This window comes from Blautia sp. 1033sp1_1033st1_G9_1033SCRN_220408 (assembly GCF_040929965.1).
Classification (GTDB): domain Bacteria; phylum Bacillota; class Clostridia; order Lachnospirales; family Lachnospiraceae; genus Blautia_A; species Blautia_A ammoniilytica.
On record NZ_JBFKZO010000007.1, the window covers coordinates 126,887 to 146,862 of the forward strand.

At 42.7% G+C, this 19,976-nt stretch carries 15 protein-coding genes; 2 read left to right on the plus strand and 13 right to left on the minus strand.

What is annotated here, in order from left to right; translation table 11 throughout:
* Position 1 precedes the first annotated feature (1 nt).
* The 8 genes from rlmN to AB5916_RS07675 form a co-directional block, all read right to left on the minus strand.
* Complete coding sequence (rlmN, locus tag AB5916_RS07640; protein ID WP_158421836.1) at positions 2 to 1,042, minus strand: 23S rRNA (adenine(2503)-C(2))-methyltransferase RlmN; 1,041 nt, start codon at positions 1,040 to 1,042, stop codon at positions 2 to 4.
* Between the two features lie 12 nt (positions 1,043 to 1,054).
* Entirely contained in the window at positions 1,055 to 2,404 is a 1,350-nt protein-coding gene (gene rsmB, locus AB5916_RS07645; protein WP_158421835.1) for a 16S rRNA (cytosine(967)-C(5))-methyltransferase RsmB, read from the minus strand.
* Entirely contained in the window at positions 2,397 to 3,101 is a 705-nt protein-coding gene (locus tag AB5916_RS07650) for a zinc metallopeptidase (protein ID WP_158421834.1), read from the minus strand. Before AB5916_RS07650 ends, rsmB begins: the two co-directional genes overlap by 8 nt.
* Before the next feature lie 34 nt (positions 3,102 to 3,135).
* Entirely contained in the window at positions 3,136 to 4,068 is a 933-nt protein-coding gene (fmt, locus tag AB5916_RS07655; RefSeq protein WP_368190083.1) for a methionyl-tRNA formyltransferase, read from the minus strand.
* 1 nt (position 4,069) lies between these two features.
* Entirely contained in the window at positions 4,070 to 4,546 is a 477-nt protein-coding gene (gene def, locus AB5916_RS07660; RefSeq protein WP_158421832.1) for a peptide deformylase, read from the minus strand.
* A 47-nt stretch (positions 4,547 to 4,593) separates the two neighbouring features.
* The gene (priA, locus tag AB5916_RS07665) at positions 4,594 to 6,813 is read right to left on the minus strand and encodes a primosomal protein N' (RefSeq protein WP_368190085.1); all 2,220 of its coding nucleotides are present in this window, start codon (positions 6,811 to 6,813) and stop codon (positions 4,594 to 4,596) included.
* Positions 6,814 to 6,816: 3 nt separating this feature from the next.
* A complete protein-coding gene (locus AB5916_RS07670; RefSeq protein ID WP_368190086.1) occupies positions 6,817 to 8,289 on the minus strand; it encodes a UDP-N-acetylmuramoyl-L-alanyl-D-glutamate--2,6-diaminopimelate ligase in 1,473 nt (490 codons plus the stop codon).
* A gap of 140 nt (positions 8,290 to 8,429) precedes the next feature.
* Entirely contained in the window at positions 8,430 to 10,472 is a 2,043-nt protein-coding gene (locus AB5916_RS07675) for a hypothetical protein (RefSeq protein ID WP_368190088.1), read from the minus strand.
* A gap of 759 nt (positions 10,473 to 11,231) precedes the next feature.
* On the opposite strand from AB5916_RS07675, the gene arcC reads away from it, so the two are divergent.
* Positions 11,232 to 12,164, plus strand: coding sequence for a carbamate kinase (arcC, locus tag AB5916_RS07680; RefSeq protein ID WP_368190090.1), 933 nt, complete (start codon positions 11,232 to 11,234; stop codon positions 12,162 to 12,164).
* Between the two features lie 138 nt (positions 12,165 to 12,302).
* On the opposite strand, the gene AB5916_RS07685 is transcribed toward arcC, so the two are convergent.
* The 4 genes from AB5916_RS07685 to argC are packed head-to-tail and all read right to left on the minus strand — an operon-like array spanning position 12,303 to position 16,680.
* Positions 12,303 to 13,493: an aspartate aminotransferase family protein gene (locus AB5916_RS07685; RefSeq protein ID WP_368190092.1), complete on the minus strand. Its 1,191-nt coding sequence runs from the start codon at positions 13,491 to 13,493 to the stop codon at positions 12,303 to 12,305.
* Complete coding sequence (argB, locus tag AB5916_RS07690; protein WP_158421826.1) at positions 13,480 to 14,376, minus strand: acetylglutamate kinase; 897 nt, start codon at positions 14,374 to 14,376, stop codon at positions 13,480 to 13,482. Before argB ends, AB5916_RS07685 begins: the two co-directional genes overlap by 14 nt.
* 17 nt (positions 14,377 to 14,393) lie before the next feature.
* Positions 14,394 to 15,617 (minus strand): bifunctional glutamate N-acetyltransferase/amino-acid acetyltransferase ArgJ, encoded by a 1,224-nt coding sequence (gene argJ, locus AB5916_RS07695; RefSeq protein ID WP_368190094.1) that lies wholly within the window; start codon positions 15,615 to 15,617, stop codon positions 14,394 to 14,396.
* Positions 15,618 to 15,639: 22 nt separating this feature from the next.
* Positions 15,640 to 16,680 carry an N-acetyl-gamma-glutamyl-phosphate reductase gene (gene argC / locus AB5916_RS07700; protein ID WP_368190096.1) on the minus strand — a complete coding sequence of 347 codons (1,041 nt, stop codon included), beginning with the start codon at positions 16,678 to 16,680 and terminating at the stop codon, positions 15,640 to 15,642.
* Positions 16,681 to 17,037: 357 nt separating this feature from the next.
* On the opposite strand from argC, the gene AB5916_RS07705 reads away from it, so the two are divergent.
* On the plus strand, positions 17,038 to 18,270 hold the full coding sequence (locus AB5916_RS07705) for an argininosuccinate synthase (protein ID WP_173727662.1): 1,233 nt from the start codon (positions 17,038 to 17,040) through the stop codon (positions 18,268 to 18,270).
* Positions 18,271 to 18,396: 126 nt separating this feature from the next.
* Here the strand turns inward: AB5916_RS07705 and AB5916_RS07710 are convergent, their stop codons facing one another.
* Entirely contained in the window at positions 18,397 to 19,527 is a 1,131-nt protein-coding gene (locus AB5916_RS07710) for an AI-2E family transporter (RefSeq protein WP_368190098.1), read from the minus strand.
* Between the last annotated feature and the right edge of the window lie 449 nt (positions 19,528 to 19,976).

The window sequence follows — 19,976 nt, forward strand, 5'->3', positions numbered from 1 at the left end:
TCTACTTCTCGCTTTCTGTTTTCTCCATATAGCTTTTTCTTAATTGCCCACAGGCACCGTCAATATCGCTGCCCATTTCCCTTCTAATAGTAACATTAATTCCATATTTTTCAAGTTTTATTTTGAAATTCTCCACTGCCTGGTGGGTGGAACGCCGATAAGAACGTTCCTTAACCGGATTAACAGGAATCAGATTTACATGGCAATTCATGTCCTTGATCCTGCCTGCCAGCTGAGCTGCATCTTCATCCCCGTCATTCACTCCTGCTACCAGACTGTACTCAAAGGTGATCCTTCTGCCTGTTTTTTCAAAATAATTCCTACATGCATCTAATACCTGTTCCATAGTATAGCGCTGGGCTATAGGCATTAATTCCTGTCTTTTTTCATCATTTGGTGCATGAAGTGACAGGGCAAGAGTCATCTGCAGCTTTTCTTCTGCCAGTTCATACATTCTGGGAACAATCCCACACGTGGAAACGGTAAGATTCCTCTGGCTGATATGAAGTCCACCTTCTTCTGTAAGAATATGGATAAATCTAAGAAGATTCTCATAATTGTCCAGCGGTTCTCCTGTTCCCATCACTACCACATTGGAAACCCGCTCTCCTGTCACTGTCTGGATCCGGTAAATCTGGTCCAGCATTTCTGAAGGCAGAAGATTTCTGGTCCAGCCTCCTATGGTAGAAGCACAGAATCTGCACCCCATTTTGCAGCCCACCTGGGAACTGATGCATACTGAATTGCCATGCTTGTACTTCATCAACACACTTTCGATCACATTACCATCGGACAGTCTGAAAAGATATTTCCTGGTACCATCAATGGCAGAAATCTGCTGATCTACCATTTCCAAAACGGTTATGGGATAATCAGACAATTTTTCTTTCAGGCTTTTAGGCAGATTTCCTGCCTCATCCCAGGACGTGATCAGATGCTCATGCAGCCAGCTATAGATCTGCTTTGCTCGAAAAGGCTTCTCCTTTAGCTGCACCATCAGATCCTTTAACTCCTCTATGCTCATCGACTTAATGTCTGTCATACTCTTTTTCCTTTATTTTCTTCTGAATTTTGCAATAAAAAATCCATCTGTCTTATGTACTCCCGGCAAAAGCTGAAGATATCCAAGTGCTGTTGTCTCGGAATGCAGTTCCTCTGGCAGACATGGATCCAGACTTTCCAGTTTAAACGGATAGTTTTGCAAAAACCACATCATATTTTCTTCATTTTCTTCTTTTGCAATCGTACAGGTACTGAAGATCAAAGTACCTCTGGGCTTCACATAATTAGCAGCACGATCAAGGATAGTTCGTTGAAGAATCACGATTTCCTCCTGCTTCTGCGGTGTTACACGATATTTGATATCCGGTTTCTTCCCGATCACTCCATATCCGGAGCAGGGAACATCTGCAAGCACAATATCTGCAAGCAGCTCTGATTCCTGGTCAAAAATCGTAGCATCCTGCACCTTTGCCTGTACATTGATAGAATTGGTGCGTCTGATGTTTTCTTCGATCAAATTCACCTTGTATTGACTCACATCCCTGGCATCAACCGTGCCAAAACCTTCCATCTTATCTCCTACATGCAGGCTTTTTCCCCCTGGCGCAGCACATACATCAATCACATAATCTCCTTTTTGCGGATCAGCTGCCTCTGCAACCAACATGGAACTTACATCCTGTACCAAGATCTTCCCATTAATAAATGCATCCAGTGCCAGGATATGGTCAAACCCTGAGATATGGCAGGCATAGGGCAGATAGGGGGCAGGTTCTACCTTTACTCCCTGATCAGTCAGGCTTTTCACAATAGCCTCCTGAGAATTCAAATATGTACGGCAGCGTACAGTCAAAGGCTTTTCTTCAAGAAAATCTTTAAGGATCTTCTCTGTAGTCTCCTCACCATAAGCCTCCAGCCAGCGTTCAACCAGCTGTTCTGGCATGGAATATTCAACAGACAGGCTTCTTACCAGATTCTCTTCTCTGGAAGGAAATTTCACCTGATCCATCTCTCTTGCAATAGTACGAAGCACTCCATTCACAAAAGGCTTTAAATTATAAAAACCTTTTCTCTGGGTCAACTTTACTGCTTCGTTACATACTGCACTATCCGGAACACTGTCCATATACCGCAGCTGATATACGGCACTGCGAAGAATTTCCCGGATAGGCGGTTTCATTTTATCTACTGTTACTTTCGAAAAAGAATCCAGAATATAATCAATCTGGATCCTGTATTCCAAAGTTCCCTCGCAAACTCTTGTGATAAAGGCCCGTTCCTGTCTTGGCAGAAACTGATATTTGGAAAGGGCACTGCGAATAGCAATATGACTGTGCTCTCCTTCCTCGATCTGAAGCAGGATCTCCAGGATCATCTCTCTTGGGTTAATTCCATTAGTCACGATCTCTACCTCCGGCAAGAATAATCAATCTTAACAGCTGGAGAATGGATGAAGCCAACGCTGCCACATAAGTCAAAGCCGCTGCTGTCAGTACCCTTCTGGCCCCCAGATTCTCTTCTGTACTTAAAATCCCTGTGCTTTCCAACAGCCTAAGAGCCCTGGAGGATGCATTGAACTCTACAGGCAGGGTCACAAGCTGAAACAAAACTGCCAGCGAAAAAAGGACAATCCCCAGCATCAGCAGGGAACGCATAGAAAAGATCAGTCCTGCCAGGAAAATCGGCCATGAAAGGCTGGAACCTAGGTTTGCCACCGGAACAATCGCTGAACGGATATTCAGTGGTGCATAATTCACTGCATGCTGAATAGCATGCCCACATTCATGAGCAGCCACACATACAGATGCCACAGATGTCTGTCCATACACATCCTGTGATAAAGATACTGTCTTAGTCCTTGGATCATAATGATCTGTCAGACTGCCCTGGACCGGTACGATCTTCACATCATAAATCCCGGCTGCAGCCAGGATCCGCTCTGCAGTCTGTGCACCAGTAAGGCCAGAATCACTTCTCACACGACGATATTTTGAAAAAGTGCTTTTCATCCTTGTAGAAGCGATCAGCGAGATCACAAGTCCAATTATCAGTAAAATATACGTAGGGTCAAAATAAAATCCATAAGGATATCCGTACATAAGCCTTCAGCTCCTCTCATCAAGCACATCTGCTTTAACCTAACAGGGTTCCCTTTTCTATTTTATAGCCTCGAAGGAATGAAGCTGTATCCATCCGTTTCTTTCCTTCCAGCTGCACTTCTGTAAGTACCAGTGTACCTTCTCCACAGGCCACAAAAATACCGCCTTCCTGTGCCTGAAGTACAGTTCCCGGTGCTGCTCCCTGATGGTCATCTTCTGTTTTGCATTTCCAGATTTTCAATGTTTTTCCGTTTACAAAGGTATACGCACTGGGCCATGGATTTAACCCGCGTACCAGCCTTTCCAGCTCTGTTGCAGTTTTGTGGAAATCGATTCTCCCCATTTGTTTGGTGATCATCCCGGCATAAGGAGTTGGACTTTCTTCCGGTTGTTTCTCATAGACAGCTGTTCCATCCAGAATATGCGGCACAGTTCTGATCAAAAGATCTGCCCCCGCATCTGCCAGCTTATCAAAAAGGCTTCCTCCTGTATCCTCATCTGTAATAGGAACCACCACCTTTGCAATCATATCTCCTGTGTCCAGTCCGGCTTCCATACGCATAATGGTAACACCGGACTCTTTCTCACCGTCAATAATTGCCTGCTGAATCGGTGCTGCCCCTCTGTATTTTGGGAGAAGGGATGCATGAATATTAATACATCCATATTGGGGCAGATCCAGGATACTCTTGGGAATGATCTGCCCGAAAGCAGCCACTACGATCATATCCGGTGCGATCTGTTGGAGAAGATCTACAAAACTCTGTTCCCTTACCTTTGCCGGCTGATATACTGTCAGCCCATGCTTTAGTGCTTCTTCTTTGACAGGTGTAGGAACCAGATTCTTGCTTCTTCCTTTCGCCTTATCCGGCTGTGTTACTACTGCTGCCACTTCATATCCGGCTTCTGCAAGTGCCCGTAAAGGCTTTACTGCAAAATCCGGAGTTCCCATATAAACAATCTTCATATCAATCCTCATCCTCATCATAAGTTGTACGGTGAAGCTCTCCTTCTACCAGACGGGTATACATCAGTCCATCCAGATGATCAAGTTCATGGCAGAATGCTCTGGCAAGAAGTCCTTCCCCTTCATATTCTATCTCATTCAGTTCTTCGTCCTGGGCTTTCACTTTCACATATTCTGGTCTTGTAACCTGACCAGCCATACCAGGTACACTTAAGCAGCCCTCATCACCAGTCTGTTCGCCGGATGATTCAACAATCTCCGGGTTGATCAGCACAATAGGCCCCTCTCCTACATCGATTACTACGATTCTTTTCAGGATGCCCACCTGAGGTGCTGCCAGACCAACTCCCTGTGCATCATACATTGTGTCCAGCATATCCTCAATAAGCTCCAGAATTCTTGGTGTAATCTTGTCTACAGGTCTGCATTTCTTTGTTAAAACAGAATCTCCCTCTGTTCTGATTGTTCTAAGTGCCATTACTATTCTTCCTTTCCTGCTGATTATTATATCCCGAATCATTTCGGTTATGAAAAATCAAATTGTATATATATTTTTCTGAAACCGGAATTGATCTCCATGTATTGTTCCAGTTTTTCCCGAAGTGCAATCAGTACCCTGCTGTCCAGATGCTTCAAATAAATCACCTTTTTGTACATATCTTTGACTTTTCCCACAGACTGGGGGGCTGGTCCGATCATGTGAAGCTCTGCATCCGTACAGACTCTGCGTATAAAGAGTGCTGTATAATGCATGGCCTGGGTAAGTAATTCTTCCTGTTCACATGCGCCTAGCACTGCCATCATATGAGCAGCCGGTGGATAATCCAAAAGCATCCTGTAACCCATTTCTTCCTGGTAAAATGCAGGATAATCCTGAACAGCTGCTGCCTGTATACTGTAGTGATCCGGATTGTAGGTCTGGATCAGTGCAGTTCCTGGTTGAAGTCCTCTGCCGGAACGGCCAACTGCCTGTGTAAGCAGCTGGAATGTCCGCTCACCGCACCGGTAATCTGAACCATTCAGTGACATGTCTGCAGCCAGCACTCCTACAAGCGTAACATCAGGAAAATCATGCCCCTTTACGATCATCTGGGTCCCCACCAGAATATCTGCCTTATGGGCTGAAAATGAAGCCAGAATCTGTTCATAGCTTCCCTTATTCCTTGTAGTATCATAATCCATCCGCAATACAGATGCCTCTGGAAACTCCTTTTGGAGAATCTGCTGAATCTGCTGTGTACCGGCTTTAAAGCCTCCAATATAAGGAGAGCCGCACACCGGACAGACCTGAGGTTTTCTGATTTCATATCCGCAGTAATGACAGATCAGTCTTTCTCCCTGATGCTCTGAAAGTGATACATCACAGTGTGGACATTTCATTACGTGGCCGCAGGATCTGCAGCTGACAAATCCGGCATATCCTCTGCGGTTTAAAAAAAGCATTGCCTGCTTATTCTCTTCCAGGCACTTTTCCAATGCCTGCTTCAGACTGCGGCTTAGGGCTGACCGGTTCCCTGCTTTCAGTTCTCCCCTCATATCTATAATGGATACCTTAGGCAGTGGTCTGTCCGCATACCTTTCATTTAAGGTGACCAGAAGATATTCTCCCTCCTGTGCTTTCTTATATGCTTCCAAAGAAGGAGTGGCAGAACCAAGGATCACATGGGCATTTTCCAGTTCCCCTCTTTTTACTGCTGCCTCCCTGGTATGATATCTGGGTGTATTCTCACTTTTGTAGGTAGGTTCATGCTCCTCGTCCATAATGATCAATCCTAAATTTGGAAAAGGTGTAAAAAGAGCTGATCTGGGTCCTACCATGATCTGGATCTCGCCTTTTTTGGCCCTTTTGAACTGATCATACCTCTCTCCCTGGGAAAGCCTGGAATTCAGGACAGAGACTTTATCTCCAAATATGGAGCAGAATCTGTGTACTGTCTGATAGGTAAGTGCAATCTCCGGGATCAGTACAATCGCCTGTTTTCCCTCCTCGATCATCTGTTGGATCAGTTCTATATATACAAGTGTTTTTCCACTGCCTGTTATTCCGTGAAGCAAAACAGTCCTTGAGTTGTCAGACTCCCACTCCCTGCGTATTTTACATACAGCCTGCTTCTGTGCATCCGTAAGCTGTGCTTTTCCAGTCAGGGGGATCTTCCTGATATCTACAGGCTTTCTCAGGATCTCCTCCTGTCGTATTTCAAGAATCTTATTTTCCTGAAAATATTTCAAAACTGAAGCAGATGCTCCCAGATCTTTTGCAGCCTCAGAAGCAGGTATCACTTTTCTTTCCAGCATCGCAGCAAGCAGTCGTGTTCTGGCCTTATATCTGGTGCATGAAAGCTGATCAAGAAGTTTTTTCCCTTCTTCTGCTTCGATGGTCAGTACCAGATATCTTTTTTCTTTTGCTTTTACTTTGTTCTGAATAGGTAATACTGTCCGCAGAGCCTGGATCATGGTAGAGCCATATCTCTGTCTCATCCAGGCTGCAAGTACGATCAAGCGACTTTCTGTTGTTTCTTCATCACTTAACAGTGCCTGGATCTCCTTGATCTTTCCCCCTTGAAAGTCAGCTTCTCCCGAAAGGCCTGTAACATATCCTTTTCGAAGCTTGTTTCCATTTCCAAAGGGAACAGAAACTACCATTCCTGCCTGTATCTGCCCTTCCATTTCTTCCGGCACACGATAAAGAAATGTCCGATCCAGCTTTTCATGGGAAATATCAATGATAACATCTGCATAAATCATATTCTATCTGTTTTTTTCCTTGTCTTCTTCAAGGATCTCCCGAATCAGAACCCTTTCGTCCATAGCATACTTTTTCCCTTTGATCTCCTGATAATCCTCATGACCTTTTCCTGCAAGGATCACAATATCTCCAGGCTCTCCATGATGAATGGCATAAGCAATGGCTTCCTTACGGTCAATAATCTCCACATACTTCCCATTGGTCTTAGAAATCCCTACCTTAATATCGTCAATGATTGCCTGGGGATCCTCATCTCTGGGATTGTCCGAAGTAATAATGGTAAGATCTGCCAGATTGCCGGACACTTCTCCCATTTCATAACGACGGAGTTTAGAACGATTACCGCCGCATCCAAATAAGCAAACCAGTCTGTGGGGATGATATTCCCTCAAGGTTGTGAGAAGGCTCTCCAAAGCCATGGCATTATGTGCATAATCGATCATAAGGGTAAATTCATCGGACACCTTAACCATTTCGATCCTGCCTTTTACTTTTGCCACCTTCAGGGCTTTCAGGATATTCTCTTCTGATACATTAAAATGACGGCAGATCGCAATGGCTGTAAGTGAATTATAAATACTGAATTTGCCTGGAATATCAATCTCCACCGAAAAATCCAGAAGACCTGTCAGGTGATAGGAAATACCCAGGTATCCTTTCCCACCAATAAGCTTCGCATCTTCTGCACGAAGGTCTGCTTCTTTTGAGAATCCATAAGTTTCCAATTTACAGGTATGTCCTTCAACGATCCTGTCAAAATGCTCATCGTCCCTGTTTACGATTCCTACCACACACTGTTTCAAAAGCATGGCCTTGCATGCCAGATAATGGTCAAAGTCCTTATGTTCATTAGGTCCGATATGATCCGGCTCAATATTGGTAAATATACCGAAATCAAATACAAATCCCTGTGTCCGATGAAGCATCAGACCCTGGGAGGACACCTCCATCACCACGCAATCGCAGCCAGCTTCCACCATCTGATGGAAATAATCCTGGATTACATAAGATTCCGGAGTAGTATTGGCAGCTGGAATCACCTTATCTCCGATGATTGCTTCAATAGTACCGATCAAACCAACTTTGTAGCCTGCATTTTCAAGAATAGACTTTACCATATATGTAGTAGTAGTCTTTCCTTTAGTACCGGTAATCCCAATGGTCTTCAGTTTTCTGGCAGGATGTCCGAACCAGGCAGCTGATATAAATGCCATGGCATATCTTGTATTTTCTACCTGGATCACAGTAACACCGGCTGGTGCTTGTACCGGTTCTTCTGTGATAAGTGCAGCGGCTCCTTTTTCGCATACCTGTGGAACAAATCTATGTCCGTCTGCTACAGCTCCTTTTATGCAGATAAACAGTGCACCTTCTTTTACTTTGCGTGAATCATAGGTAACTTCTGAAATATCTTTATCCAGATCACCCTGGATACAGGTATATTTCAATTCTTCTAATAAGGATGATAATCGCATGATACATTCCTCCTTGTTTTCTATACTTGATGATATCTAACATCATCATATATAGAAAAATCAAAATTTGCTCCACTATAGAATAGCACACCCAAGGTTGGTTTTCAATGGGAATGCCCAGGCGGTTTTTTTACTCTGGATTAAGGTCTTTTGCGTTTTTTGTAAAGCATGTGTACTCCAGCAGCCATAGAAATTCCAAAAGCAAGGAGCATCAAATGTTCATACTCCTCCTTAAACATAGGATCACCTGTTTTTGGCGAATCATGTTCTGCAATGTATGCTGTTTCATATGGTGGCTGGTTATCTTCCTGCCCTTCTACAGGTGTATGTGTAATTCCCTGCACAGTCACTGCTGCTTCAGACCGGATCTGCTTTTCTTTTGTTTCATCAGAAGACACTGTCACCTGGTTGATCAGCTCACTGCTCTCAATATCCTCAGGAAGAACAACAACTGCTTTCAGACCTACTGATTCTCCTGGCAATATCTTCGGAATCAAAGCCTTAGTCCCAGACTTATTCAGCTGTACTCCCTCCATTTCCAAAAATCTGGCTTTTATCCTGGAATCCAGGAATTTCTCTGTACTCAGAACAGAATGTAAAGTTCGCTCGCCTGTATTTCGGATACATATCTGATAAGTAATTGTATCCCCCGGTCCTGCAAGAATACAGTCTGCTGTTTTTTCCACTGTAAAATCAGCTTTCAGAGGCTGGATCATTGTACTTATGACTCTTTCCTTTTTTACTGGCTCTGCTTCATTTTGGATATATGCCTGTACTTTTATTTCCATGACTCCTTCTTCAGATTCCCCAGATTGCAGCCAGAAGATCAGCTCCTGTGTCTGGCCTGCTGCAAGTTTTCCCAGCACTGCCTGACTGTTCTCGTCAATAATAAAGTGCTCCTGACTTTGCTGCCAATGAACAGAATAATCCTTCGCCTGTACCTGCAGAACCAGATTTTCTATTTCTCTTTCTCCGGTATTACACAAAAGGACATGATAATATACGATTTCCCCTGCTTTGGGATTTCCTTTTTCCTGGCTAAGTTCCATAGAAAAATCCAATTTTCCGGCCCGTGCCAAAAGCTCAGGACCTTTACTTTGTATCAGTAGTTTCCTGGATTCTTCTCCTGAAAACAGATTAGTTTCCACTTCCTCCACAACAGACGCATAAAGACCCGATGCCTGCTCACCATTTAAATTCACAGTAAGCGGGCTATCCTGAAATACGGGAAATAAGGTTTTTGTTTCTGCATACCTGTATTCTTCTCGCAGTGTAACAGGAATAGAAATAATTACATGATCCTGCTCCACATCTGCTTCTGTAAAGGTGTAATACAATTTTGAGATCGTAGTCTCAATACCTATCTGAGTGATCACTGGGATTTCTTCTGTATATATTCCATAAGGCAGACCACCCCCTGTCTGATCCAATATGAAATACTCTGAAAGATATGTAGAAAAGCACAGCGTCCTCTGCAATTCCTCGTTTTCATTTTGTAAGTTCTCGTTTCTGTCCTGGCTTGACATCTCATTACGATCTGTTTCCTCTGTATCTACGTAGTTTTCTTCTTCAATCCCTGTTCCAATAATATTTTCTCCTGCTATTCCTCCTGTATTTTCTGTTCCCTCTATTATTTCTGTTTCCGCTGTAATTTCTGTTATCTCGTCATTTTCTTCTGCTATCTTCTCTGCAGTTTCTGTTTCCGCGTCATTTTCTTCTGCTATTTTCTCCACAGCTTCTGTTACCGTATCATTTTCCTGTATTTCTGCACCATTTTCTTCAATAGGCTGCTCTTCCGTAACTTCCGTTCCTGTTTCACTGCACTGGCTCAAAAATATATCTGTATCCATCTTTGTCTGTACTTCTCTTTTTTGTATTTCTTCTTTCCATTGTGACAGGCCATTAAAATTAATCTCAATGATTCCTTTATAGTTTTCTTCATCTGTCCATACAGCCCTTTGTTCTATCCTTATAGTTTCTCTTTCATTTATATTAAATTCATTTTCACTGGCTGATACAAAAGCAGCCGACAGCAAAATTTCTCCCAGAATAGTACCAGCCAGAATAATCCCCACATTTTCATTTACAATCCTTCTGGACATTCTCCTGATGTAACTTTCATTAACGCTTTTCTTTTTTCTAAATTCTTTTGGCGTATACTTCTTCATGTTGATTTTCTTCATACTTTTCAAACCTCCTGTCTTTTCATGTTTATCCATGTATCACAGTTACAATGATTCTATAACGCATCCTTACGGAGCGAAAAAAAACAGACAGATCCCTCCTCTCGCATGGAATCCCCCTGTTCCCACAAAGTCAGCTCTTTGACCCATATTTTGATCACGATGTACTAATACAGTGAATATTAAGTAACTGCCATATTAACTTGACTTAGTTTTCGCTGTACCTGCTTAAAACTGTATATGCTTACTGGATATCGCATCGACAGGATGCCTGAAAAAAAAGAAATGCAGCCTTATGATCTGCTGTCAAGATAGATTGTTCCTACTGCATCACAACCTATTTCCAAATACAAGAGGGTTTAAAAATTATAATCCTTCTTTAATTTTTCTTTATAAACTTTCGATTTCTTTTATAAATACGACACACTTTACACACAATTGCCATATATAATATGTCTTGGATAGATGAAATACCACTCTCTATCTCCCCCTCCTCAAAAAGTATAGGAAATGAGCCATCAGGTGTATCCTGATGGCTTTTCCTTATTCTATCATGTGCAGTTACTGCTCCATGGATAAATTTTGTTGCAATTACTCTCCATGTCTTTTATAATGTAAGATATTCGTAATTATTCCATTCAATACCATCAATACCAACATCGTTGCGGATTCAATTTATTGAGGTTTAGCAATATCACATGATTTGGGTGTTTTGACCCTGGATCATACCATATAATTAAAAAAAGCGAGGTATCTCCTATGAGTGAAAAAATCGTAGTTGTGGCATTAGGGCACAGAGCCCTGGGAACTACTCTTCCAGAACAGAAAATTGCCACCAAGATGGCAGCCAAAGCCATTGCAGACCTGACTGAAGATGGAGCACATGTGGTAATCTCCCACAGCAATGGCCCACAGGTAGGCATGATCCATACTGCCATGAATGAATTTGGTAAAGCACATCCGGACTATACCTTTGCACCTATGTCTGTCTGCTCTGCCATGAGCCAGGGTTATATCGGCTATGACCTGCAGAATGCCATTCGTGCAGAATTCATCAAAAGAGGCATCTATAAACCAGTCAGCACTATCCTTACCCAGACAGTAATTGATCCGTATGACGATGCATTTGCAGAACCAGAAAAGGTCATTGGCCGTGTGCTGAATGCAGATGAGGCAGAGGCAGAGGAAGAGAAGGGTAATTTCGTAACAGAGCTTCCGGAGGGTGGATTTCGCAGGATCCTTGCTTCTCCCAAGCCTCAGAAGATCATCGAGATTGAAGCAGTCCGTGCCTTGGTGAATGCAGATCAAGTGGTGATTGCAGCAGGCGGCGGCGGTATTCCGGTTATGGAGCAGGGGATCGACCTTCACGGTGCCAGTGCTATTATTGAGAAAGACCTTACAGCCGGACTTCTTGCGGAAGAACTTGATGCTGATACACTGATGATCCTTACCAGCGTTGAAAAAGTAAGTCTGAATCTTGGCAAAGATGATGAGAAATATCTTGATGTCATCTCTGTGGATGAGGCACGTACATATATGGATGAGGATCAATTTGCTCCAGGATCCATGCTTCCTAAATTCCAGGCTGGTATCTCTTTTATTGAAAAAGGAGAAGGACGTCGTACCGTAATCACAGACCTTGCCCATGCCAAAGACGGCTATCGTGAGAAAACTGGCACCATCATTAAATAATTTTCAATTCTGAATTATATTTTCAGTTCTGTACTACAAAAAAGACAGCCCCAGGTATCCGACCCGGGGCTGATTTCTTTTGTAAGAGAAAATTACTCTGTAACATTCCTGTTACATAAAAATATCTTTTCTCATTGTTTATTCCATACACTGATCAAGGATCTCATACATCTGATCCACATTTTCCTTTGTGATCACTAACGGAGGCACAATACGCAGTACATCACTTCCTGCTGAAATCACAAGAAGGCCTTTTTCCAAAGCTTTCTGCACCACTTCTCCGACCGGACGTCCTTTGATCACGATTCCCTGCATAAAGCCCATACCTCGACGACATGCGGCACACTCATGCTTTGCAACAAGCGCATCCAGTTTTGATTCCAGATAAGGAGTCAGTTCCCGTACATGTGCAAGGATCAGATCTTTTTCAAAAATAGAAAACACCTTACTTACTGCTGCACACACGAAAGGATTTCCGCCATAAGTAGTGCCATGATCTCCTGGCTCAAGGCTGGCAGAAGCAGCCTTTTTGTTCAGTACAAAAGCCCCTACCGGAACACCGCATCCAAGAGCCTTTGCACAGGTCATAATATCCGGCTGTACCCCATATGCCTGCCATGCAAAATAATAACCGGTTCTTCCCATTCCGCACTGGATCTCATCCAGGATCAGCAGAATATCCTTTTCATCGCAGATCCTGCGAAGGCCTTCCAGAAATTCCTTGTCAGCAGCATAAATACCGCCTTCACCCTGTACAGTTTCTGTAATAATAGCACAGGTTTTGTCTGTAATCTGCGCCTTAACACTTTCAAGATCATTAAAGTCTGCGAATTTCACGCCTCCCATTAAAGGCTCAAAGGGCTCTCTGTAATGAGCAGTCCCTGTTACGGAAAGTGCACCCACACTTCTTCCATGGAAAGAATGATTCATGGCAATGATCTCATGGTCTGCATGTCCGTCACGTACATAAGCATACTTTTTGGCAGCTTTTAATGCGCCTTCTATAGCCTCTGTACCACTGTTTGTAAAAAACACCTTATCCATTTGGCTTGCAAGCACCAGCTTGGCACCAGCTTCGATCACCGGCTGGTTATAATACAGATTGGAAATATGGGTAAGCTTGCTGATCTGGTCTTTCAATGCTTCATCATACCCGGGATAATGATACCCCAGCGCATTTACTGCGATTCCGGCTGCAAAATCAAGATATTCTTTTCCCTGTGTATCATAAAGATGAACACCTTCACCTTTTTCAAATACTACTGGGAAACGGTTATATGTATGAAGAATACTAACTTCAGCTTCTTCGATCTGATCATTCATGTTCATTGTAATATTTTTCTCCGTCTTCTCTTAAAATGGCTGTTCCAATACCTTTATTGGTAAAGATTTCCAACAGCAGACTGTGTGGGATTCTTCCATCCAGGATATGTACACGGTTTACTCCTTTTTCAATGGCATCAATACAATTGCCCAGCTTAGGGATCATCCCGCCTCCTACAAAACCATCAGCGATCAGCTTCTGTGCTTCATGGACATGCAGTTCTGAAATCAGAGATGATGGATCATCTTTATCCCTGTAAACACCTTCAATATCCGAAAGAAACGCCAGTTTTTCTGCATGAACAGCTTTAGCGATGGCACATGCCGCATCATCTGCATTAATATTATAAGAATCATAATTCTTATCAAATCCTACTGGGAACACAATCGGCAGGAAATCTTTTTCCAGAAGATCATAAAGGATCCCCGGGTTTACATGGGTAATATCTCCTACATAACCTATATCCTCACCACCAGAAAGCTTTTTCTTGCATTCAAGAAGGCCGCCATCCTTACCGCTGATACCAACTGCATTTACTCCAAGGGACTGCACATTGGTTACAAGTTCTTTATTTACCTTTGCCAGCACCATTTCAGCGATCTCCATGGTATCCTTATCTGTAACACGCAAACCGTTAATAAAATGTGGCTCCATTCCAACCTTACCTACCCAGCGGCTGATCTCCTTGCCGCCGCCATGCACGATAATCGGCTTAAAACCAACAAGCTTCAGAAGAACCACATCTTTGATCACATTTTTTTTCAGTTCCTCATCCAGCATAGCACTTCCGCCATACTTGATCACTACGATTTTTCTGTTAAAACGCTGAATATAAGGCAGCGCCTCGATCAGCACCTCTGCCTTGTCCAAATACATCTGATTTACCATCTGAAGTACTCCTCCTGTCAGGAACGATAATCTGCATTAATGTTTACATATTCATGAGTCAGGTCGCATCCCCATGCAGTGGCAGATGCACAGCCCATCTTCACATCTGCAATAGCTGTTACCTCACTCTGGGAAAGAATCTTTGTCGCCTCTTCTTCATTATATCCAGTAGAAACACCATTCTCAATGATCTTCAGCTTTCCTGCACTGCTTTCAAAATACAGATCTACCTTCTCAGGATCAAACTGTGCTCCGGAATATCCCATTGCGCAGAGAATACGTCCCCAGTTGGCATCATGTCCGTAAATTGCAGCTTTTGTAAGAGACGAAGTGATGACAGACTTGGCAAGTGTTACTGCCTGCTGCTTTGACTCTGCCCCGATGATCTTAACTTCAAAAAGAGCGGTTGCACCTTCTCCGTCACCTGCGATCTTCTTTGCAAGTGTGGTATTTACATAATTAAGTGCCTGGCAAAAAGCTTTGAAATCCTCGCCCTCTTCTGTGATCTTTGGATTGCCTGCCTGGCCGTTTGCCAACAGAAGAACTGTATCATTGGTAGAAGTATCTCCGTCTACAGAAACCATATTGTAGGTGTCCTTAATATCCTCACTAAGTGCCTTCTGCAGCATTTCCTTTGAAATACATGCATCCGTCGTAATAAAGGAAAGCATGGTACACATATTAGGATGGATCATACCGGAGCCTTTACACATACCGCCTACTGTCACAGTCTGGTCGCCGATCTGAACCTGTACTGCCACTTCCTTTTTCACAGTATCTGTAGTCATGATCGCTTTTGCAGCCTCGGTACCTGCTGCAATGCTGCCATCCAGTCCAGGTACAAGTGCTTTCACACCTGCAGTGATCCTGTCAATAGGGATCTGCATGCCGATCACACCTGTAGAAGCTACCAGCACGCTGTCCTCTGAAATCCCAAGAGCCTGTGACACTGCCTGTGCAGTCTCTTTACAATAACCATATCCTTTCTCACCAGTACATGCGTTGGCAATCCCACTGTTACATACCACTGCCTGAGCATGTGGATGATGATATACGATCTCCTGATCCCATTTCACAGGAGCTGCCTTGACTACATTCGTAGTGAATGTGCCAGCTGCCACACAGGGTGTCTGACTGTAGATCATTGCCATATCTGTACGTCCCTGATATTTAATCCCAGCTGCAGCTGCTGCTGCCTGAAACCCCTTCGCCGCTGTAACGCCGCCTTCTATTTCTTTCATAATAATATAATCCTCCCTGATTTTACGGATACATAGGTACCTGTAATAATCCTTCGTTTTCTTTAAATCCAAACATCAGATTCATGTTCTGTACAGCCTGTCCTGCCGCACCTTTTACCAGATTATCAATAGCCCCCATCATAATCACACGATTGGTCCTTGGATCCAGTTTAAAATTCACATCTACATAATTGCTGCCCTCAACCCATTTCGTCTGTGGACACACATCTTTATCCAGAACACGTACAAACTGCTCATTATCATAGTATTTATCATATACAGCCTTTACTTCTTCATAAGAAACATCTTTGGTAAGGGTTGCATAAGCTGTCACAAGAATGCCTCTATTCATAGGCACAAGATGCGGGGTAAAGCTGATCACCACGTCCTTGCCGCATGCATAGGAAAGCTGATCCTCGATCTCAGGGGTATGTCTATGTCCTGCTACGCCATAAGCCTTGATATTCTCATTTACTTCGCAGTAAAGATTATCAACCTTTGCCCCTCTTCCTGCACCGGTAGTACCTGATTTTGCATCAATAATAATAGTGTTTGGATCGATCATTCCTTCTTTTACCAATGGATAAATGGATAATGTAGAACAGGTAGGATAACACCCTGGATTGGCCACCAGTCTTGCATTTTTGATATCTTCCCTATTAATCTCACACAATCCGTACACAGCCTCTTCAACAAACTGTGGAGATTTGTGCTGTATGCCATACCATTTTTCATATTTGGCTACATCCTTGATTCTGAAATCTGCACTCAGGTCGATCACCTTTGCTTTAGAAAGTATCTCCTCATTCACAAGAGATGCACATAACCCCTGAGGTGTAGCTGTAAAAATCACATCAACCTGATCAGCCAGTACTGCCATATTATCATCCATGCATTTTGCATCTACGATCTGGAAAAAATTCCTGTACACATCTGCATATTTCTTATCAATATAACTTCTGGAGCCATACCAGGCAATCTCAACATCTTTGTGTCCCAGAAGAAGTCTTACGATCTCGTTGCCGGCATATCCGGTCGCTCCTATAATACCTGCTTTTATCATCACTTCTACCTCCTGTGCCGTAGATTATACATCTTTTCTGCATATTATGCAATAGCCTTTTTTCCTTATTTTTCTCACCTTTTTTTCTTTGTTTGTGCATATTTTCCCTTTTATTTCTATATTATGCTGCATTTTTATGCAAAAAAATTTGACTTTTTCTTGATTTCCTATTGCATATTTATTTAAAATGTTGTATATTATTTTCCAGCAATGGGTCAAGTAGAAAACCAGGTGAGATGTAAGCGAATAAATATTCATATTTAATTACATATTATGCATATTTTTCACTCACCGCCCTTTGAATCCTTACTACTCGCTTTTGAATATTGAATATTAAAAATGTCAGGAGAAAAAATTATGAAAGAAAAAGTTGTTTTAGCATATTCCGGCGGTCTTGATACCACCACATTAATTCCTTGGCTGAAAGAAAATTTTGGTTATGATGTAATCTGCTGCTGTGTAAACTGCGGACAGGGTAACGAACTGGATGGTCTTGATGAGAGAGCAAAGCTTTCCGGAGCTTCCAAATTATATATTGAAGACATTATTGATGAATTTTGTGATGAATATATTATGCCATGTGTAGAAGCCGGTGCAGTTTATGAGCACAAATATCTTCTTGGAACTTCTATGGCGCGTCCTGCAATTGCCAAAAAGCTGGTTGAAATTGCACGTAAAGAAGGTGCTTCTGCTATCTGCCACGGTGCTACAGGAAAAGGAAATGACCAGATTCGTTTTGAACTTTCCATCAAAGCACTTGCTCCAGATCTGAAGATCATCGCTCCTTGGCGTATGACAGACGTATGGACCATGCAGTCCCGTGAAGATGAGATTGCTTACTGCCAGGCTCATGGCATTCATCTTCCTTTTGATGAAAGTCACAGCTACAGCCGTGACCGTAACCTGTGGCACATCAGTCATGAAGGTCTTGAGCTTGAGGATCCTTCCCAGGCACCACATTACGATAACATGCTTGTACTTGGCGTTACTCCACAGCAGGCTCCTGACAAAGAAACAGAAGTAACTATGACATTTGAAGCCGGTGTTCCTAAAACATTAAATGGCAAAGCAATGAAAGTATCTGAAATTATTACAGAGTTGAACAGACTTGGCGGCGAGAATGGAATCGGTATTGTTGATATCGTTGAGAACCGTGTTGTTGGTATGAAATCCCGTGGTGTATATGAGACTCCTGGCGGAACTATCCTTATGGAGGCTCATGATCAGCTGGAAGAACTGATTCTTGACCGTGAAACTATGGAAACCAAGAAAAAGCTTGGAAGCCAGCTGGCACAGGTAGTATATGAAGGAAAATGGTTCACCCCTCTTCGTGAAGCACTCCAGGCTTTTGTTGAGTCCACTCAGAAATATGTAACTGGTGAAGTGAAGTTCAAACTGTACAAGGGCAACATTATTAAGGCAGGCACAACTTCTCCTTACAGCCTTTACAACGAATCTCTTGCTTCCTTTACAACCGGTGATATGTATGATCATCATGATGCAGACGGTTTCATCACTCTCTTTGGTCTTCCGATGAAAGTTCGTGCAATGAAGCTTGCTGAAGTAAAGAAAAACACTCAGGGTGAATGATCTGCCCTTGGTAAATCTACATAACACAAAAAGCTCCCTTAAAGATACTGCGAGGGAGCTTTTTCCTGCTTAAAATTAATGTACTTTTGTGAAATCCTGTTTTTGTCATTATTCTTAACAGCTTATTTAATTTACAGTGATTTTTTTCTGATCCAGTCTTTTATTTACCCATTCTTTAAACAACGCATAGAAAACAGAAACCAGCGGAATAAAAATCAGCATTCCTACGATTCCCATCAAGCTGCCGCCAACAGTCACCGCAGCCAGCACCCAGATTGCCGGAAGTCCTACAGATCCGCCTACCACATGTGGGTAGATTAAATTGCCTTCAATCTGTTGGAGCACAACAAACAGTACCAGAAAAGCCAAGGCCTTTACCGGACTTACCATTAGAATCAGAAAAAATCCAGTCCAACAGCCAATAATCCCACCAAACATAGGGATCAGCGCTGTAAATGAAATCAGTACACCGATCAGCATTGCATAAGGGAAATTGCCAACGGTCATGGTAACAAAAAACATAGCCCCCAGGATCACCGCTTCTATACATTGTCCGGTAATGAAGCTGGAAAAGGTTTTGCTTGAAAGTCTGGCTACCCGAAGGATCCTTTCCACGATTCTCTTTGGAAAAATCGCATAAAATGCCTTTTTCATCTGCCGTGCCAATCGTTCTTTAGTCAGCAGGATATAGCATGCAAATACAAACCCAATACCTACATTCATAGCTGTACTAAAAATACCTTTTGTAAAGGAAATGGTAGAGGCCACAATATTATCAGCACCATTTTTAAGTGTATTCATTACAGAATTCAGAATCTTTTCAGGCTGAATATTGATGGAGTCAGCCCATTTTACAATCTGGGAATCCTTTTGAAATGTACTTCCCAACCACTGCTGGATCTGTGGAACTCGCTCTTCCACACGCTTTACAACACTGACCATAGCATTACCAATCTGGGGAAGCACAACCAGTACAACAAGCATGATCAGTAGAATGATAAATACAATAGAAAGGAACAAGCTTACAGGTCTTGCCGCTTTCTCTGCACTTTTTTTATGATTTTCTTTTGCTTTTCCAAAAAGATGACGTTCTATAAATGTCATTGGTACATTCAATACAAATGCCATGGCTGAACCTACAATAAAAGGGAACAATAATCCCCAGCCCAGCCCCAATACACCAAGTACTACATGAATATTCTGAACTCCAAGATACAGGATAATGGCAAAAGTGATCAGATATCTGATCTTAGTCATATTTTCTTTATTCAGGTCCATGCATTTTCCTTCTTTCTTTTTTTCTCTTCCGTTAGTGATGCTTTTCATCCTGGATTTTTTTATTGTATCATTAATCTCTGAAATCTGCTACAGTTTCTTTTTCATATAGACTATAATGGAATTGCAAAGCACGGAGCAATATTTTATTGCATAAAAAAAAGCAATGAACCAAGTCCACTGCTCAAATGCTTTTGTACCTTCAAAACCACATACATGCTGACATCCTTTGGAATCGTGAAATCCTGCAATTAACTATTCTCGAAAGCGGTCATCTCGCAACTACGTTGCTCGATGCCTTTTGCTTCGCAAATGCCCTTGCCACAGTCTCTGTGCCATGGCCGCTTTCTCGCCTTTTGGTCAAGCCCTCGACCGATTAGTACTGGTCAACTCCGTACATTACTGCACTTCCATCTCCAGCCTATCTACCT